The 19,009-nt window shown below is 37.4% G+C and carries 16 protein-coding genes and 2 pseudogenes; 15 read left to right on the top strand and 3 right to left on the bottom strand.

Features of this window, described 5'->3' with window-relative positions; all coding sequences use genetic code 11:
• Positions 1-238: 238 nt before the first annotated feature.
• Positions 239-406, top strand: a pseudogene (locus tag FS608_RS06005) (family 1 glycosylhydrolase); the annotation flags it as partial.
• Between the two features lie 177 nt (positions 407-583).
• On the opposite strand, the gene FS608_RS06000 reads toward FS608_RS06005, so the two are convergent.
• Positions 584-1,042 carry an Lrp/AsnC family transcriptional regulator gene (locus FS608_RS06000; protein WP_144548341.1) on the bottom strand — a complete coding sequence of 153 codons (459 nt, stop codon included), beginning with the start codon at positions 1,040-1,042 and terminating at the stop codon, positions 584-586.
• 475 nt (positions 1,043-1,517) lie between these two features.
• Here FS608_RS06000 and FS608_RS05995 point away from each other — a divergent pair, with 475 nt between their 5' ends.
• From FS608_RS05995 to FS608_RS05970, 7 genes and pseudogenes are all read left to right on the top strand, one after another.
• Positions 1,518-2,657 carry a Leu/Phe/Val dehydrogenase gene (locus FS608_RS05995; protein WP_026567687.1) on the top strand — a complete coding sequence of 380 codons (1,140 nt, stop codon included), beginning with the start codon at positions 1,518-1,520 and terminating at the stop codon, positions 2,655-2,657.
• A 25-nt stretch (positions 2,658-2,682) separates the two neighbouring features.
• Positions 2,683-3,750 carry a pyruvate dehydrogenase (acetyl-transferring) E1 component subunit alpha gene (pdhA, locus tag FS608_RS05990; RefSeq protein WP_144548340.1) on the top strand — a complete coding sequence of 356 codons (1,068 nt, stop codon included), beginning with the start codon at positions 2,683-2,685 and terminating at the stop codon, positions 3,748-3,750.
• Positions 3,750-4,772 carry an alpha-ketoacid dehydrogenase subunit beta gene (locus FS608_RS05985; protein ID WP_144548339.1) on the top strand — a complete coding sequence of 341 codons (1,023 nt, stop codon included), beginning with the start codon at positions 3,750-3,752 and terminating at the stop codon, positions 4,770-4,772. The genes pdhA and FS608_RS05985 overlap by 1 nt, the downstream gene beginning before the upstream one ends.
• 12 nt (positions 4,773-4,784) lie before the next feature.
• On the top strand, positions 4,785-6,056 hold the full coding sequence (locus tag FS608_RS05980; RefSeq protein ID WP_144548338.1) for a dihydrolipoamide acetyltransferase family protein: 1,272 nt from the start codon (positions 4,785-4,787) through the stop codon (positions 6,054-6,056).
• 382 nt (positions 6,057-6,438) lie between these two features.
• Positions 6,439-7,815: an amino acid permease gene (locus tag FS608_RS05975; RefSeq protein WP_144548337.1), complete on the top strand. Its 1,377-nt coding sequence runs from the start codon at positions 6,439-6,441 to the stop codon at positions 7,813-7,815.
• 54 nt (positions 7,816-7,869) lie between these two features.
• Positions 7,870-8,039: pseudogene (locus FS608_RS31755) on the top strand (nitronate monooxygenase); the annotation flags it as partial.
• On the top strand, positions 8,031-8,306 hold the full coding sequence (locus FS608_RS05970) for a hypothetical protein (RefSeq protein WP_144548336.1): 276 nt from the start codon (positions 8,031-8,033) through the stop codon (positions 8,304-8,306). The pseudogene FS608_RS31755 and the gene FS608_RS05970, both read left to right, overlap by 9 nt.
• Before the next feature lie 241 nt (positions 8,307-8,547).
• Here FS608_RS05970 and FS608_RS05965 read toward each other — a convergent pair whose 3' ends face one another.
• Positions 8,548-9,177, bottom strand: a complete 630-nt coding sequence (locus FS608_RS05965; protein ID WP_144548335.1) for a class I SAM-dependent methyltransferase — start codon at positions 9,175-9,177, stop codon at positions 8,548-8,550.
• A 364-nt stretch (positions 9,178-9,541) separates the two neighbouring features.
• Between FS608_RS05965 and FS608_RS05960 the strand changes: the two genes are divergently transcribed.
• The 4 genes from FS608_RS05960 (at position 9,542) to FS608_RS31130 (ending at position 12,158) form a co-directional block, all read left to right on the top strand.
• Entirely contained in the window at positions 9,542-10,348 is an 807-nt protein-coding gene (locus FS608_RS05960) for an RQC domain-containing protein (RefSeq protein ID WP_222127309.1), read from the top strand.
• 210 nt (positions 10,349-10,558) lie between these two features.
• The gene (locus tag FS608_RS31140) at positions 10,559-10,972 is read left to right on the top strand and encodes a PTS sugar transporter subunit IIABC family protein (protein WP_260871589.1); all 414 of its coding nucleotides are present in this window, start codon (positions 10,559-10,561) and stop codon (positions 10,970-10,972) included.
• Complete coding sequence (locus FS608_RS31135) at positions 10,894-11,574, top strand: PTS sugar transporter subunit IIC (protein ID WP_313958701.1); 681 nt, start codon at positions 10,894-10,896, stop codon at positions 11,572-11,574. The genes FS608_RS31140 and FS608_RS31135 overlap by 79 nt, the downstream gene beginning before the upstream one ends.
• Positions 11,547-12,158, top strand: coding sequence for a PTS sugar transporter subunit IIA (locus FS608_RS31130; protein ID WP_260871588.1), 612 nt, complete (start codon positions 11,547-11,549; stop codon positions 12,156-12,158). Before FS608_RS31135 ends, FS608_RS31130 begins: the two co-directional genes overlap by 28 nt.
• Positions 12,159-12,220: 62 nt before the next feature.
• On the opposite strand, the gene FS608_RS05945 is transcribed toward FS608_RS31130, so the two are convergent.
• A complete protein-coding gene (locus FS608_RS05945) occupies positions 12,221-13,237 on the bottom strand; it encodes a TDT family transporter (protein WP_260871587.1) in 1,017 nt (338 codons plus the stop codon).
• A gap of 454 nt (positions 13,238-13,691) precedes the next feature.
• On the opposite strand from FS608_RS05945, the gene FS608_RS05940 reads away from it, so the two are divergent.
• The 3 genes from FS608_RS05940 to FS608_RS05930 all read left to right on the top strand — a co-directional run bounded on the left by FS608_RS05940 (position 13,692) and on the right by FS608_RS05930 (position 18,914).
• Complete coding sequence (locus tag FS608_RS05940; protein ID WP_144548333.1) at positions 13,692-14,723, top strand: LacI family DNA-binding transcriptional regulator; 1,032 nt, start codon at positions 13,692-13,694, stop codon at positions 14,721-14,723.
• A 291-nt stretch (positions 14,724-15,014) separates the two neighbouring features.
• On the top strand, positions 15,015-18,173 hold the full coding sequence (locus tag FS608_RS05935) for a family 43 glycosylhydrolase (protein WP_144548332.1): 3,159 nt from the start codon (positions 15,015-15,017) through the stop codon (positions 18,171-18,173).
• Positions 18,174-18,578: 405 nt separating this feature from the next.
• Positions 18,579-18,914 (top strand): DUF1904 family protein, encoded by a 336-nt coding sequence (locus FS608_RS05930; RefSeq protein ID WP_144548331.1) that lies wholly within the window; start codon positions 18,579-18,581, stop codon positions 18,912-18,914.
• The last annotated feature ends 95 nt before the right edge of the window (positions 18,915-19,009 follow it).

Genomic DNA, 19,009 nt, shown 5'->3' with positions numbered 1-19,009 from the left:
AATATTATTCCATCTTTAGCAGGAACGCCTTGAGACTTCAAGGTGTTTTTGCTATTTAAAGTCGATCTTGTATTACAAATCCTTTACTGGATGGCACAAGATGAGCGAGTTCGAATTCGAAAACGGTAGCTTGAAGGAATTGATGTGGCATTGTTTCTATGTCCAAGCCTCTTAACAAGACTTTAATTTAAGGGGTTATTATTGTCTTCATTCACGATGATTGTGAGGAAATAAACGACAGGTTCAACTTTTTATTGTGGAAAACGGGCTAGGACCTAATGACAAAATAGAGGAAGACGGCAGTATTCAAGACGATTACCGCATTAGTTACCACAAGAAACACCTAGAACAAATGCTGGAAGTCATAGAAGATGGAGTCGAGTTAATGGGCTACACAAGCTGGGGAAGGAAATGAGCTTATAAAACCTCAGCTCATAGATTTGATTAATAAATTACAAATGTGATTCTTAAAATAAACATTGAGGTGGAAATATAAAAATGGGAAGACATTAGATGAGTTAAAAAGAAAGCAGTTATAAAAAGCTGCTTTCTTTTTCCATTTTTCATACCCATTGCTCCAGGTTTACTTTTTTTCTTCCTTAACGTCATGTGGAGTGATGCAGCGAAATGAGACGGGTGATGATAAAACGATTGATGTATTTACATTTCCGTAAGGAGCTAGCCGGTCAATAAGCCTGCTTAGATGATCCATCCCTGTAACGGCAGCCTTAAGTAAATAGCTAACTGAGCCGGTTAACCGATGACATTCAATGATATCAGGGTCATCGATAATCCGCTTCTCAAATTCTGTATAAGATAATAACTTGAGTTCACTTACCTGAATATAAACGATTACATCACGTCCAATGCCTTCGAGAGATACCCGGGCACTGAATCCTTCAATAATTTCCCTATCTTGAAGCCTTTTTAAACGCTCAGTAATGCTTGGACGACTAAGGGATAATTTCTTAGATAATTCACTTAAAGTCATCCGTCCGTCCATTTGAAGAAGTTCAAGCAGACGAATATCTAATTGGTCCATAGAAGTATTCCCCTTTTAAAAATGAAGTTAAATATTGAAAAACTTATGCAAAATATAATGATTATCACCAAAATTTATACATTTTGGTATGTTTTTCAATTATATTATAGCTTATTATTAAATGGAAGCATAATCTTTCTAATTTTTAAACAAATAAAAAGATTATGTATTATTTCAAATCAGGGTAATTTCAAAGACTCGACCATTGTTTTTGGAAGGTGCTGATTAATTTGTCTGCATCAACAGCAGAAGGGTTTGTTGTAAACGATATCTACTGCCAAGCATCTATTTAATTAAATGTAATCGCTACCAAGGCGAAAAGCAGGCAGCCAGAGATGGTCATTCGAGAAGAAAGAGTCAAGCAAGTCGTCGAAAATGAAAGTTCTTCATCATTAACACAGGAAAAGACGTTGTTTTTTCTCTTTTTTTAAAATGATTTTCTACTATAATCACAGTGCTAATGGAGGTAATTTAAATGAACGTGTTAGAACATTCTGTACAAAAAACTGAATCAGTTATTGAAAAAATGCATGAGCATGAGCAAATTGTTTTTTGCAATGACCCGACAACAGGATTGAAAGCGATTATCGCCATCCATAATACAACACTCGGACCTGCATTGGGGGGATGCCGTATGCGCCCGTATCGTACAATGGATGAGGCCTTGGAAGATGTACTGCGTTTATCTAAAGGGATGACATATAAATGCGCTGCTGCCGATGTCGATTTCGGTGGAGGAAAAGCGGTAATCTTCGGTGATCCTGCAACGGATAAAACACCGGCTATGTTTAGAGCTTTCGGCCAGTTTGTTGATTCTTTAAACGGACGTTTTTACACAGGAACAGATATGGGTACTTCAATGGATGACTTTATTCATGCCTCAAAAGAGACAAATTGCATCGTAGGAATTCCTGAAGCATACGGAGGCGGCGGTGATTCATCCATTCCGACTGCGCTTGGAGTCATTTACGGTATAAAAGCAACGAATAAAGTCGTTTTTGGCACGGATGATCTTTCCGGAAAGACTTACACTATCCAAGGTCTTGGAAAAGTAGGGTTCAAAGTAGCCGAACAATTGCTTGAATCCGGCGCTGATTTATACGTAAGTGATATTAATGAAGAAGCCATAAAAGCCATTCAAGACCGTGCAAAACAATTAGGAAGCATTGCTCGTGTAGTAAGTGGAAATGATGTGTATTCCGCAGAAGCAGATGTATTTGTTCCTTGTGCTTTTGGAGGAATTATTAACGATGAAACGATCGAACTGTTAAAAGTAAAGGCAGTAGCTGGTTCGGCAAACAATCAGCTTCTTACTGAGAAACACGGAGAAGTACTGAAACAAAAAGGAATTTTATATGCTCCAGATTACATTGTAAATGCTGGAGGTCTAATTCAAGTAGCAGATGAACAGTATGGCTACAATAAAGAGCGTGTATTATCGAAAACAAGATCCATTTACACATCGTTATTGGAAGTGTACAGACAGGCAGGGTTGGATGATATCACGACCATTCAAGCCGCAAACCGACTATGTGAAAAACGAATAGAAGACCGAAAAAAGCATAATAGCTTTTTCACTCATACCAAACGTCCTAAATGGGATATTCGTAAATAATAATTTCTGTTTATGAGGTGATGACATGTTAACGGAATTTCCAATATTTCAAATTGTTGATGAATACGGCCAACTAATAAATGAAGATTACAAAGATAAAATAACTGAAGATCTTGTTAAAAAATTCTACTATAATATGGTTCGCATTCGTACCTTTGATCGAAAAGCCATTAGTTTGCAACGTCAAGGAAGACTTGGAACGTATGCTCCGTTTGAGGGTCAGGAAGCTTCTCAAGTTGGAAGTGCACTGGCGCTTGAAAAAGATGACTGGGTATTCCCTACCTATCGTGACCATGGTGCCACGTTAACGTTTGGAGCCGGCATGGCCCGTACATATTTATATTGGAATGGGCGTGTGGAGGGATGCGTGCCTGAAGAAGGGAAAAAGATTTTCCCTCCTGCCGTTCCTATTGCAACACAAATCCCGCATGCAGCAGGGGCTGCTATGGCGGAAAAAAGAAAAGATACGAAAAATGCAGCGATTGCCTATTTTGGAGACGGTGCCACTTCAGAAGGTGATTTCCATGAAGGATTGAATTTTGCCAGTGTGTTTAAAGCTCCAGTTATCTTCTTTAATCAAAATAACGGCTTTGCGATTTCAGTGCCGATTAAAAAACAAATGAATTCCAAAACGATTGCCCAAAAAGCACTCGCTTATGATATGCCGGGTGTCCGTGTCGATGGAAATGATATTTTTGCTGTGTATTTCCAAACGATGGAAGGACTAGACCGTGCCCGTCAAGGTGAAGGCCCAACTTTAATTGAAGCAATGACATGGCGATATGGTGCTCATACAACGGCAGATGACCCGACTAAATATCGCGATCAGTCCCAAAGTGACACAATTCGAGAAAATCGAGATCCTCTTCTTCGTGTAGAACGCTTTATGAAAGCAAATAGCTTCTGGGATGAAGATTGGGTGATGAAGGTCAAAGAAGAAACCGCAACCGAAGTAGAACAAGCAGTAAAAGATATGGAAAGCTATCCAAAACCAAATATTAATGATTTATTCGATAATGTATTTGAAAAGCCGACTTGGACAATTGCGAAACAAAAAGAGGAATATTTTCAATTGATCGGGAGGGAAGCTTAATGATTTTTAGTGTAGACAGACCGGCAGATGGCCAAACTACAAAAACTAACGAGTTAACACTCGTTCAAGCCGTAACAGATGGGTTGCGCACGATGTTAAAAGAGGATGAGCAAGTCCTTCTGCTTGGTGAAGATATCGGTAAAAACGGTGGCGTATTCCGTGCTACTGAGGGTTTGCAAGAAGAATTTGGGGAAGATCGCGTTATTGATACGCCACTGAGCGAAGCAGGGATTATCGGAACCTCTATCGGAATGGCTGTCAATGGATTTAAACCCGTAGTAGAGATGCAGTTTCTTGGTTTTATTTATCCGGCGTATGAGCAGATCATGACACATGTATCACGCATTCGTATGCGTACGATGGGAAGCTATACAGTTCCAATGGTCATCCGTGCTCCATACGGTGCAGGCATCCGTGCTCCGGAAGTTCATTCAGACAGTGTGGAAGCATTGTTTACTCATATGCCCGGAATAAAAGTTGTTTGCCCTTCATCTGCATACGATGCTAAGGGTCTAATCATCGCAGCTATCGAAGATCCGGATCCCGTCATATTTTTAGAGTCTATGAGAATCTACCGTGCTAACCGTGAAGAGGTTCCGGAAGGAAAGTATATAGTTGAAATCGGAAAAGGGAAAATGCTCAAAGCAGGAGATGACGTTTCTGTTTTTGCATGGGGTGCGATGGTACCGGTAGCCATGAAAGCAGCGGAACAGGCCGAAAAGTACGGCATAACTTGTGATGTAATTGATTTGCGGACCCTTTATCCACTTGATAAGGACATTATTGCAGAATCTGTTCAAAAAACTGGACGTGCGGTTATTGTTCATGAAGCCCATGCAACAGGCGGAGTAGGTAATGATATTGTTTCCATTATAAATGATACATCATTTTTGTATATAAAATCTCCGATTGAGCGCGTGACAGGTTTTGATGTACCGGTACCATTATTTGCGCTCGAAGAACATTATTTACCTACACCAAAGCGGGTATTCAACGCAATCGAAAAAGTTATGCATTTTTAGGAGGGGAAAACATTGGTTGAAGTAAAACTTCATGATATTGGCGAAGGGATGACAGAGGCAGAAATTATTCACTATTTCGTCAAAGTGGGGGATATGGTCAAGTTGGACCAGCCTCTTGTAGAGGTACAAACAGATAAAATGGTGGCTGAGCTTCCTTCCCCAGCTTCAGGGAAAATAAAGGAAATTGTTGTGGATTATGGTAATACGGTCTCCGTTGGTACTACTCTTCTGGTACTGGAAACAGAAGGAGCAAAAGCGGTAGAAACAGAAAAGAAACAAGCAGAAGTAGCTACTAAAAAGGCAGAGGCGTTACAATCACAACTGCAGCAAATAGCAGTGACTGAGCAAAAAGGAGAAAAAAAATTCATCATCGCGGCGCCTTACACAAGAAAAATTGCACGAGAGTTTCGTGTAGATATTAACGAAATTACAGGTACTGGTACATATGGGCGCATCACCGTGGAAGATATATACAATTTTGTTAAAAAACGTGATAAAATCCAATCTTCTAAGGAAATGAAAGCGCCTTCCGCCGAAACAGAACCTAAACAAGAGATTCAAAAGCAGGAAGTTCAGAACATAAATGAATCAAATGCAGAAGTAATTCCGTTTAGAGGCCGTCGGAAGCAAATTGCAAAGAAAATGACCAAATCACTTTATACGATTCCTCATGTGACACATTTTGAAGAAGCAGATTTAACTGAGCTGCTCACTTATCGAAACGATTTAAAAGAAATGAATATCAATGTTTCGGCTGTTGCTTTCTTTATCAAAGCGATCGCAGTGGCATTAAAACAATTCCCTGTATTCAATGCCAAGCTTGATGAAGAAAACGAAGTAATCCGTTTAGAAAAGGAATATAACATTGGAATTGCCACGGATACAGAAAATGGTTTAATTGTACCTATCATTCATCATGCTGACCAATTATCTGTTCGTCAAATTCATGACAAATTGAAAGAGTTAACGAAAAAAGCGCAAGAGGATAAGCTGACGTCGGCTGAATTAAAAGGAGGAACATTTACCATCAGTAATGTTGGTCCATTAGGAAGTATCGGCGCTACTCCGATTATTAATCATCCGGAAACAGGGTTAATTGCCTTCCATAAGACGAAAAAAATGCCTGTTGTTATGGAAAACGATGAGATTGCGATTCGCTCGATCATGACCATGTCGATGGCGTTTGACCACCGCGTTGCAGACGGTGCTACAGCAGTAGCCTTTACGAACCGCTTTAAACAATTAATTGAAAACCCTAAGTTGTGGCCAATAGAACTTGCATAGTAATCAATAAATCCACTAAACTCCAAGAATATAACTAGTAAGTCCCACAAAGCTTAGGGACAATAGAACACCAAATTAGGAAGACTACTCCACATCATTTTGGTAAAGTATTATCATTGCCAATAGATTGGTTGAAGTCTTCCTATCTCAAAAAGCAGGTAAGATGTGGAAACAGAGCTCCCGAAAATAAATCGGACCTTACCAAAGGCTTGGGTGGTAGAAAGAAATTTCCAAAAAAGAACAATAGCAAAATGTGTGAGCGTTTGCATTAAAGGATTTTTCCGGTTGGACAAGTTCGTTACCATCCAGGAAACCCGTTGATAGCTCATTTTGATCTTGTCGTTCTAGTATATTAATTAAAAGAGTTTAGGAGGACTAGTTAATGAAAGATGCATCATTGCAAAAGAAGTTGTTGCCGCGGCATATAAGTATGATGGCAATGGGAGGAGCAATAGGGACAGGGATTTTTAAAGGTAGTGCAGAAACCGTATCAATAGCAGGACCAGGTGTTATCTTTACATATATGTTCGCAGGACTATTGCTTCTTGTTGTTATGGGAGCTATAGCAGAAATGGCCATCGTCTATCCAAACACAAATATGAAAGGCTTTGTTCAGAAAGCATTTGGTAAGCGTGCTTCCTTTGTTATAGGCTGGATGTATTGTTTCATGTGGCTGGCTGTATGTGTGATCGAGATTGTCGTGGCAGGCAGCTTCTTGCAATACTGGTTTCCATCCATTCCTCTTTGGGAATTAAGTTTAGGCTGTGCCGCTTTAGTTATTGGAATTAACATGATGAATGTTAAAAATTATGGGGAATTTGAATTTTGGTTTGCAGGCATTAAAATCACCATGATTATCGTATTTATCATATTAGGAGCAGGTATTCTATTTGGAGTCATCCCGAGCAATCAATCCAACTATCTTCACAATTTTACAGAGCAAGGCGGTTTTTTCCCGAAAGGGTGGATGTCAATCTTTACAGCTCTGTTAATTGTAATGTTTTCTTATGGAGGTTCTGAATTAATTGGATTAACAGTAACAGAAGTAAAAGATGCAGAACGGATTTTACCTAAGGTGATTAAAAGTTTTGTTTGGAGAATTATTTTGTTTTACACGCTGCCCATTCTGGTCATTTGCGGTTTAATTCCTTGGAATGAAATTGGCATCAGTAATGCGAGTCCGTTTGTTCAGGTGTTATCCATTGCCGGCCTGAAGGGGGCAGCTCACCTTATGAACTTTATTTTAATTACAGCTGTCTTATCTGCAGCTAACTCCGGTATTTACGGTTGTACACGGATGCTTCATTCCCTAGCGGTTGAAGGGGAAGCTCCAAAGTCTTTCTCTTTTGTATCGAAAAAGGGTGTACCATTATACAGTTTAATATTAACAGCAATTATTTTAGTCGGCGGCTCCATGATTGCCTTTGTTGCGCAGGAAAAGGTATTTACTTTATTAATGGCGGTTCCGGGTTTTGTCGTATCGTTGGTCTGGATTGGTATTTGTCTAGCACATTTAAAACTTCGCAATTCCTATCCTAAAGAACCAAGCTTTAAATTGTGGGGATTTCCATATGTAACTGCGATTACAGTCGTTACGTTAAGCATCATATCAGTATTATTTTTGTTTGATGAACAGAATCGAGTGAGTATTATTACTTGTCTCGTTGTTTTAGCGGTGCTATTTTTGATTTCCATCTTTAAGTTTAAAAAAGTGGATGAAAAAGATACCAAGATAGTAAAACAGAATAAAGTAGTATAGTAATATCCATATTTATGAGAATAGGTAACAATTAAAAAAATGATATGGGCCATAATGGCTCATATCATTTTTTACATTTATAAATACTTAAATATATCTGAACTAATACATATTAAATATCCTATCATTCAAGGAGGAATGGGAAACATCAGCAATGCAGCTATTACGGTGGCTGAATTAGAAGCAGGGTGCATAGGACGATTGGATGCGGTACCATGACACCTAAAGCATTGGTATTATGCTTGTATTTTAAAAGAATTAGCTTCAAGAAAAAAGAATTTAAACTTATACAGGAGTGGGAGAGGGAAGTAATCAATTTGTTTGGGTCTCTAAAATTCCCTTCAAATGATGAAATAACGCTACTTTTTAAATGCGCTTACGGTATTTATGATAACCAAAGGGAAATTTTAAAAGCCAATAAATTATTGGAGATGGCCGAAGAAATATTGGATGAAGAGAATCGGATTTATAGTGGAGACGAGTTTAGATGACTTTTATACCAGAGGAATCAGGTTTGAGTCTAATTCCGAAGAACCTTTTATCTTAGCTTCATTTTGTATAGCCATACAGAAGAGAATGAAGTGGACGAATGAAAAATTGTATAAGCATCTTAAGCGGAATGCGTCGTTTTTATAAAGGAATTTAGAATTGGATTAAATAAAGCACTTACTAGGGAAAGTAGGAAAATTCCTTACAGAGTAAGTGCTTTTTTGTATGCAGACATATCCTAAATTATAGTGCCTTTTGACATTTTACCATTAAAAATTTAAATGGAGGTTTATTTTCCATATTCTTATGTGGCTCAACAATTTCCAAAAATTCTATCAGGCCATAACTCCCGAATTCTTGTTTAATCGAGACAGCATCATAAAAAAACATTTTCACCCCATCCATTATCTCAAAATAGTCTTTACCCAGTTGTTTGCCCTTTCCAAACATTGGGGCTTCTTTTGAAATAGTAGTGAAAATCATATATCCGTTGGGCTTTAACTGATTATAGCAATCTTTAATTAACTTCACTCTCTCTCGATCATTCAATAAGTGAATAAGGGCATAACAAAATATCCCATCATAAAGTTTATTATCAAAAGGCATATCGGTTACTGAACCATGAAAAATAGGAATATTAAGCTCATTTTGCCTTGCTAATTCAATCGCTGTTTTTGAAATCTCAATACCTGTTACATTTATACCGTTCTCAATGAAAACCTTTGCATTTCTTCCATATCCAATACCAGGAATCAATATATCCTTAACGTTCTTTTCAAGGAAAAAATCCTTGGTCAAGATCGCGGAGTCTGAAGGTTCAAATCCCCACATCAATTGATTTTCGATAAAACTTGATTCCCAAAATTCTGTCATACTTCAATCTCCTTTGCAAATAGCTGAATTACGTTTAGGGGACATAGTATACCATGCTAGCATATTATTAGTCGCCTTAATGGCTCTGTTATCAAAATCGTTCCTGTTGAAAGATTATAATAGCCATGGATAAACAAAGCAATTCTGAGGCTATTTTTTATTACATTGTTGTTCTAGTTTCACCTTTAATATATTAGATATTTACAAATATACCATCAATCAAACTATAGGTCTGCCCATTGGTCAGATTACATAAAAGGTTGAATTGTTAAACGTTATTACTTGATCGAAAGTGTTGGTTTTAATCCCTTCTTTAGGTGCTATACTTGTAATTAGTTGAGTTATACATAAAAGAGGGATGAAGATGGTTAAAAAAGGAAAACAAGTGGGATATGAATTAAATCCAAACGGAATAAAGTCATTGCCAGACAGTGAAATTAAAACCATTCTGCGTGGGGCAGATGATTTGATTATGAGTGGCGGCCGGGCAATGCTTGCCAAAATCCTTTCGGGATCAAAAGATAAAAAGTTACTAGAACTAGAATTGGACTATAGCCCTGTATACGGGGCATTGAAAGGTATTTCTCAAAAAGAGATTCTCACAAAAATAGACTGGCTGATTCTTCATCATTATTTAGCCATCGAGTATGATGGTAGACTTCCAATGCTTGTCTATACGGATAAAGGCTGGGACATTGAACGCGAGACCTATGCAAATGAATTATTGGAAAAGCTTATTGATGCAGCTGAAAATAGAAGATATGAATTTGTTGAAACATTAAAAGACCGGAACCGAAGCTTGATTCTTCTATTATTAGAGAAAATCGCAGATTCAGACAATAAAGAATTAATCACAATCTTGGAGGCATGGCAAACGATTGAATATAAAAAAGTTAAGACAAAAATCCAAGAGGTTATTGATATATTGGAGACAATAGAAGAAAAACCGAAGAGTGAAGTTAATCAAGAAGTGGTCTCCTTTTCTGCGAATAAAAAATGGCTTTCGATTCCTGTAGATTTCCGTAGAGAATTAGAACGAAATGTTTGGTGCAGTTCTTGTTGTGATGTAGTTGAAATTGAGAAATATACAGTTAAAGAATTTTCTGGTGGAATTGTGTTGGAGGGGAAATGTCAAAAGTGTGGTCATGGCGTGGCAAGAGTTATTGACTAAGCGGATTTGATAAATTTCCTGATCATTCTATGAGATTGGTTTTCTCGAACTATATATTCTATTCACCCCAATCCATTTAAGGATTGGGGTTTTTTTTGTTGTTACTTTCCGAATATGGACGGGCATTTTGAAGAAAATAAGGAAAAATATGTATTCGATAAATAATGGGTAAGAATGTCATTGTAAACTTTCAAACAAGGAGAACTAAAAATGAATCCGATTCAGGCAAATGATGCTTCTACAGAAAAAAAAGATACGGTCATGAATAAAATTTTAGGAACAGTCAGCGGAAGCTTTGCACCTTTTTTAGGTGTGCTTGCTGGATCAGGACTAATATCAGCTTTATTATCGATTTTAACAACAGTTGGATGGTTATCACATGAAAGTGGTGCTTATGCCATTCTTGCTGCAACTGGGCATGCCATTTTTTACTTCTTCCCCGTTTTTTTAGGGATTACATTAGCGACAAAGCTCGGAGCCAATGGGTATGTCGGCGGGGCGATCGGGGCCGCTCTTTTAGAACCTCATTATACGGATTTAGTGGCATCAAAAGCACAAAACGTAGATTTTTTTGGGGTTCCAGTGATATTGGCGAATTATTCTTCCATCGTTTTCCAATCTTAATTGCTGTTTCGATTTATTCTTTATTAAATAAATTTTTGAAAAAAGTCATCTATAAGGACTTACATATGTTTATCAATCCACTTATTTCATTAATTGTGATTGTTCCCTTGACCGTCCTAATTTTTGGTCCTTTTGGTACCTATGTTGGTGAGGCATTGGCAGTCTTTATCCAATTTTTAAGTGCAAGAAGCGGTATTCTCACAGGTGCGGTGATGGGAGCAGCATGGTCATTTCTGACGATATTAGGACTCCACTGGGCTGTTATTCCGATATTCCTTGCTAATCTTGCAAAGTCTGGATTAGACCCACTTAGTCCGATGGTAGCGGCAGCTCCTTTTGCTCAAATCGGGATGGGGCTTGGGGTTCTCTTCAAAACAAGAGATAAGGACTTGAAAACGCTCGCTGGATCAGGGCTTATTCCGGGTGCGTTAGCAGGTACAACAGAAATCATCACTTACGGTATATTAGTTCGCTACAAACGAACAATGGTAATTGTTGCAATAGCTGGGGCTATTGGTGGTGCAATTAATGGTGCATTTGGTGTAAAGGGACTGGATTTGCTCTCCCAAGTTTCTTGTCTATTCCGGTGTTTACACCGGTAGGTTTATATTTAATTGGAACAGGAACGGCCTTAGTTTTAGCGCTGGTTCTTACATTTATATTAGGATATGAAAGTAAAAGCGATGCAGTAGCAGCAAAAACGGTTAAAGAATTTGGATTTGTGAATGTACAACGAGAAATGATTTCAAGCCCATTAAGCGGGGAAATTGTCCCCTTAAGCAAAATTTCAGATCCTCTTTTTTCAACTGAAACGGTAGGAAAAGGAATTGCCATTGAACCCTCAAAGGGGGAAGTGGTTTCACCTGTTGATGGAGTTGTGACAACTTTATTTCCAACGGATCATGCGATAGGAATTACATCAGAAGACGGAGCTGAAATCTTAATTATTGTGGGTGTGAATACGATTAATCTGAAAGGTCAATATTTCACCTCCCATGTAAAACAATGGGATACCGTGAAAAGGGGTGACTTACTGATTGAATTTGACATTGAAAACATAAAAGCGGCAGGCTATGATGTAAAAACTCCGGTAGTCATTACCAATACCAATCAATATTTAGATGTAGTTCCAGCTAAAGTAGGTAGCGTTCAAGCGACTGATGAATTAATCAGGCTTCTTGTATAAATCGGGTTCTGTCACTTAATTGGCAGTCAAAAATAATTATGCAAAATGAAAAAGCTCCCCAATTATAATGGAGAGCTTACTTCGTTTTCATCAGCAATTTGTCTTGATAATTGTTTATTAGCTTTTATGAGATCACTAACACATAGCATTAGTTCAAACATTAGAAGAATGATAACCACCCATACACCCTCGTTTAAGATCGTGTCAATCACGAAGGTTCCAATAAATAAATGGGTATGGATAAGGGATGTAAAAGTATAAAACATGGCAAAAGTAAAAACTCTACTCCACTGCGTAACATCATAAATAAAGATCGCATTTTTAAAGCCAAAGTGTTTAAACCGTTTATAAAGCCTGTAAATTTCAATAGATTCAACCGCAATGAAAATTAGAAGAGCTGCTCTCCATATCCATCTTATGGTATCGATACTAATGATGCCTGTGACTAAACAAGCAATCCCGGAAATAGACAAAGCACCATGTAAAATGCAGTTCGTATTGTTCCAATCTAATTCAATTGACCAAGTATTTTTTATGTATCTAATTAAAATAAAGAAAACACAAACCAGATAAAAACAAATTCCTATAATTAGGAATGATAGATTAAAGATGTCCGGAATTTTTTTGAAAACCGTGTTAAGTAAAAGGACGATCGATTGTGTGCTAACAGTAGTAAGAAGAAGAATTCCATGGACATTCCGATATGATTTTGTCCTAAAAATTTCTATAAAAGTTATTACACTGACCCCGACATAAATCATCCACAAGACGATGTTAATAAAAGCAATAATGACCGAAATAAAGCCCCATTGGTAGAATTGTTTAAAAAATAAGATGCCGCTGATGGATGTGCCAGCAACCCATGTGCCAATGCCAAAACGATTGATTCGATTGGAATAATGGATGTCTTTAAATTTTCCATCCAGACTGGCAATGATCAAAGAAAGAATAAAGGCAAACCAAAGGGATAGGTTAATAATGCTTAGGATTTTTCCGAAAATGTGTTGGAAGAATTGGATTCCAAAATAATTTAATAGAACACCTTGCATAACAATCCCAATTGCCATAACCATGGCCATGGTTGAAGTTCTAATATAAAGTTTTTTAAAAGTGAAAAATAATATAATACAAACCATGAGGAAAAACAATATCAATAAATAAACCACATTTATCACCATTACTATAGTAGTATCTACAAGTATACCATCAATCAGACTTGATTGAATACAAGGAAACTTTATACTTGATCCCTACAAAGTCTAATTATTATGGGAGGAATTGAAATTCTGCTGCAATTAATTGGTATTCCTGAGGTGGAAATTGCCTTTACTGTATTTCTAGAATCTGCTTATTATTTGAATGGTAAGAACTTCGAATAATAATATTTTTTGATAGACTATTAGAATCAACCATTTTTTTCATTCATCAAGAAGATCTAATTATTAAAATCCTTTTTTCCTATAAGAATTTCCAGTATGATTAAAATAGGTTTAATCCCCTTAAAATCAACTAAGCTCAGATAGGTGATAGCGATTGAAACATAATGTAACAGTATATGATATTGCAAAAGAGGCGGAAGTATCGGTATCGACGGTTTCTCGCGTTTTGAATGGCACAGCACCTGTTAAAGAAAGTACACGAGAAAAAATCATGGCTCTGATTGATAAGTACCAATTTCAGCCTAATGCGTTAGCCCGAAGCCTTACTAAAAAAGAAACAAAGATGATTGGTGTTATTCTCCCTGACATTACCAACCCCTTTTTCCCCGAAGTTTTTTGGGGGGTGGAAAATGAGGCAAATAGTAAAGGGTATACATTTTTCTTATGTAACACTTCTGGGCAACCTGAATTAGAGTCACAAAGTCTAACTATTCTTAGAGAAAAACAAGTCGATGGGATTATATTTATGGGTGGACGAATCAACCTGTCCAATTGCTCACAAGAACTGGCAAAAGAAGTTGAAGATATCGCCAAAAAGATTCCAATCGTATTGGTCAATGGGAATCTTCCTGATATCTCCTTACACCGGGTAATCATAAATGAGGGCAAAGGTGCCGAAATACTGACACAGCATTTAATTGATTTAGGTCATAATGAAATAGCGTTTTTTGGTGGATATAATTTTGTGTCTACCACTACACAAAAGGTCAAATCGTTTAAAAAAACGATGAAAGCAAATGGATTAAAAGTACCAAATGAATGGATTTTATATGGCGATTTTTCTATGGATGCGGGAAAAAAGATGATGGCTAACCTATTAAAAAGAGACAAAAGGCCAACTGCTATTTTTTGCGTAAATGATGTGACAGCTGTTGGGGCCGTCAAAGTAGCAGTGGAGGCTGGTTTGAAAATTCCTGAAGATATCGCTATTGTTGGCTTTGATGATACGATTCTTGCCAGTACAGTCATTCCCGAACTAACGACGGTCTCACAAAAGAGTTTAGAACTTGGAAAAAACGCGGTGAATGTCCTGCATAAATTAATCAATAATGAAAAAGTAAAAAAAGTAACCGTGCTCGAACCTGAACTTGTAATTAGGGATAGTACTTTACCAAAAAATAAATGATATTGACACATTAAAAATCAGCATGTACTATTTACTTATCACTTGTTAGAAAATTATGTATATTTAAAAAGTGTACTTAATTTTTTTTGTTTATTAATGAAACCGATTTCATGAAATGGGTTTCATTAATAAAAGAACACTAACTTGAAAGGGGTGTATTCAATAAAATTAGTCCTAAGGAAATGAAAGCTGGAAAATGGCTATTACAGTGTCATTGGTACCTCTTAGAATAATCATCTATGAAACAATGGGTCTATCAAGTTTTATTGAGAATTGTAAGGAGGGGTACTATTGTTAAAGATATGCAAAATAATTTCAACTTTTTTGGCTTTAATCCTCATTGTTTTACCCGCGTTGTCAACTAGTAAACCTGTTTCTGCGGAGACAGTAAATACGGATTCAGACATTCTGTATTTTGTAAATGCAGGTGATGGTACACCTAACACCGTTGAGGGAACTGACAAAATGGGTCTATATTCTAGTAAAACGGAGCAAATGTATGGTGAAGATGAAGTAACAGGGAAAAAGTGGGGTTTGGTAACCACTACTAGTGGTACTAGTGGTTCTAGTAGCAGTGATAAATTAGGGTCTCTTCGTTATTATAGTGGTCCACAAGTCCGTGATAAGGCGTTAGTGTATAAATTCGAATTGCCGAATGGTGATTATGACCTTAATCTAGGATTCAAAAATCCTTGGAGTGGGCGAAGTGTCAATATTATCAGTGAGGGCCAAAATCTATCCAATGGCGATTATGATATTGGAAGTTATTCCACGGTAAAAGAAGTCGAATATCAACAAATAACTGTTAACGACGGAGAATTAGAAGTTAAGATCCAGGGACCTTCAACAGGAAGTTTATCAAACTATAATGATCCACTCGTTAATTACATTATTGTTAAGAAGTACAAGGCGGTTCCTCTTTTTGATCTGGAAGCAAAATTAGAATCAGCAAAAGAAGAAGCGCAAAAAACTGAAACCTACACTAAATTCAGTTTAGCGGAACTTAATAAAGCTATTGAACAGGCAGAAAATTTGGTGAAAAATATCAATGAAAATGGGTTAGATATTAACACGAAAACAGTCCAGGCACAAATACGAGCAAGTTTGAAGAACTTAGATACGTCATTAGCAGGACTTATCGTATTCACTCCAAACGATTCTTTTAAACCTGGACAGGTTTGGACAGATACATATGGTGCTCCAATCCAAGCACATGGCGGCGGTATCATGTATGACGAGGAAACGAAGAAATATTATTGGTATGGTGAAGATAAAACCAACGGATACCTTCCAGCTAGAGGTGTTAGGGTTTATTCATCAACAGATCTTTATAACTGGAAAGATGAAGGTCTCGCTCTAACTGCAATAGAATCGATGGACCAATTTGAAACAGATCCACTTATCTCGAAACTTTATGAAGGCAGAGAAGATAAAGCCGATATAAAAAATGATATAGGCACTGACCGGATTATCGAAAGACCTAAAGTAATCTATAATGATAAAACAAAAAAATATGTGATGTGGATGCATACCGATGGTCCTTCTGCTACGTCAAGTGCAAACTATGCCAAGGCGGAAGCAGGCTATGCATTAAGTGATTCTCCTACCGGACCTTTCGTTTATCAAGAAAGTAACCGTATGGACCGAGTTCCTGAAGGTGCGGAATATAATGGGCAGCCAAACCAGCCTGGTATGGCACGTGATATGAACTTGTTCAAGGATGACGACGGGACAGCATACTTAATCTATTCAAGCGAAGAAAACATGACGATTTATATTTCGAAATTGAATGACTCATATACGGATATTGTAGGCTGGCATAAGGACGGCAAAGTGGAACGCGATACCACATACAAATCTGTCTATGGTGAGGATTATATAAGAGTATTTCCGGGTGCACAACGTGAGGCCCCTGCGATGTTCAAGTATAATGGAAAGTACTATTTAATAACTTCTGGTGCGACAGGATGGGCGCCGAATTCAGCAAGATATACGGTTGCTGATGACATATTCGGAAAATGGAAGCCTATGCGTGATCCTGCAATCGGTGAGAAAGCTTCCACAACATTTGATTCACAAAGCACCAATGTCATTACCATTGATGCTAAAAAAGGAAAATTTATATTTATGGGTGACAGATGGAAGGAAAGCGATTTAAAGGATTCTCGATATATTTGGCTGCCAATTGAATTTGGCCAGGGTGATGAAATTAGTTTGCAATGGCTAGACGAGTGGAAACTGGATACTTTAGACAGAATGGGGAAAGTCACCGTTAATACGGAGCTGCCAGCCAAAGTATCTGTTGATCAAGTACCTCATTTACCGAATGAGATTAATGTGACCAACTCAGAAGGGATTCAAACGAACACGCCAGTAACATGGGACGTTAATGTTGAAGCATTCTCGAAGCCTGGAACAGTAGTGGTTGAGGGGACACTTTCTGAATTAGCTAATAAAGTAATCAGAACAAAGATATTAGTTTTGCCGGACCATGTAAGATATTTTGTCCATGGCGGCGGGGCGAAAACAAGTGATTACGAAACATGGTCGTCTTATATGCAAGGTACACTCCTTAATAAAGATGTCATCGATCAAAAGTATGACCCAGCAAACGGACAAACATGGGGATATATCGGGGATCGGACAAAACCGTCGGGCAGTAACAGTGGAGATTTATTTTCTTCATTACGTTACCTTTTAAGTAATTCCGGTGATGATCTCTCCTATAAGTTTGATTTGAAAAATGGTAAATACACTGTCTATACCGGACTCTACGATCCGTGGTACAGTTCAACTAAGGGAAGCAGAAAAGCAGATATATTAATTAACGGTGAAACCAAAACGAAGGGCTATGTATTTACGAGTTCTTACGATGTCAAAGGCTATAAAAATGTGAACGTAACGGATGGGAAACTTGACCTTACTGTTCGCAGGGTAGCTGGTTCACCTGATCCTCAAATCAGCTGGATTATGATTGTGGAAGAAGATACGACATCTCCGGTCATTACAGTAACTGGGAAAAAGGAAAGTTATTCGGTTGATTCAAACATATCTATCACTTGCAGTGCAACTGATGATTTGTCTGGAATTGCTACTGTCGAATGCCCGTCTATAGAAAGGCCGGCATATGAATATAGTTTAGGAGTAAATAAATTCACAGCCCAAGCTATTGATCATGCAGGTAATGCAACAGAAATAGAATTTCAATTTACGGTAACAGTGGACTTTGATAGTTTAAGCCGATTAACCGATTCTTTTGTAACGGATACGGGGGTTGCTCATTCGCTGACTACCAAACTTAATGGAGCAAAAGAAGCGGCTGCGAAAGGTAATCAGAATGCCGCAGAAGGTAAACTTCAAGCGTATGTAAATGAGTTATCTGCTCAAAGTAATAAGTCACTTACAAAAGAAAAGGCAAATCTATTAATTTCTTTGTCTGGAAATCTGTGAAATGATGTAAATGTTACTTGAACAGAAAAAGTGTCGGGAGATGGTGCCTGACACTTTTTTATATTGTAATTTTTTTAACAACGCCCTGATAACTTTCCATGGTTGTGTTATTAAGTATGCTGCTTTAGTTCCTAACCTTCGGTAAAAAGGAAGCCCAGCAAGCCAATGAACCGGTTTGATTATCTTAGGATATGCATGGAAAACATATGGGGCGGTTACATATTGTAGAGTAACTCCGCTAATAGGTATGCTTATGAATGAATTAATCCTGGATGGTGAAACATCTATACTAATTGATCGATATTCCATTAGCGGGTTTGAATTGGATATTTAGATAAATTAGTGTCATTATGGATTTTGTTATATATTTTAAAAAATTTATCACACGGTATAGGAGCGATTTGTATGCCACATTTAATTATTAGAGGAGTTTCAGTTGAACAGGTAAAAACGATTAGTATTTCATTAGTAAAAGAATTGGCAGATTTATGTGCATGCGGAACGGACAATTTCACCTTAGAAATCGTCCAATCAACTTATGTATTTGATGGAGATGAAGTGCCTGGATACCCATTAATTGAAGTAAAATGGTTCGAACGCGATCAGGAAATTCAAGATAAATTTGCCAACATTGTAACAAATCATATTCAATCACTCGGTATCCCAGAGGTAGAAGTTGCTTTCAGTACATTCCTGGAGTCCGCTTATTATCTGAACGGAAAGAGTTTTGCTTCTTCGTGAATCAATCTTTCATCACAAAAATAAATGAATGTATTATCTCACATAATAATATTATGTTAACTAATTAATAGTTTTTGATGTTGGCTTATTTTTTA

Source organism: Bacillus sp. X1(2014) (assembly GCF_007678255.1).
This window is presented reverse-complemented; position numbering and strand designations above follow the sequence as displayed.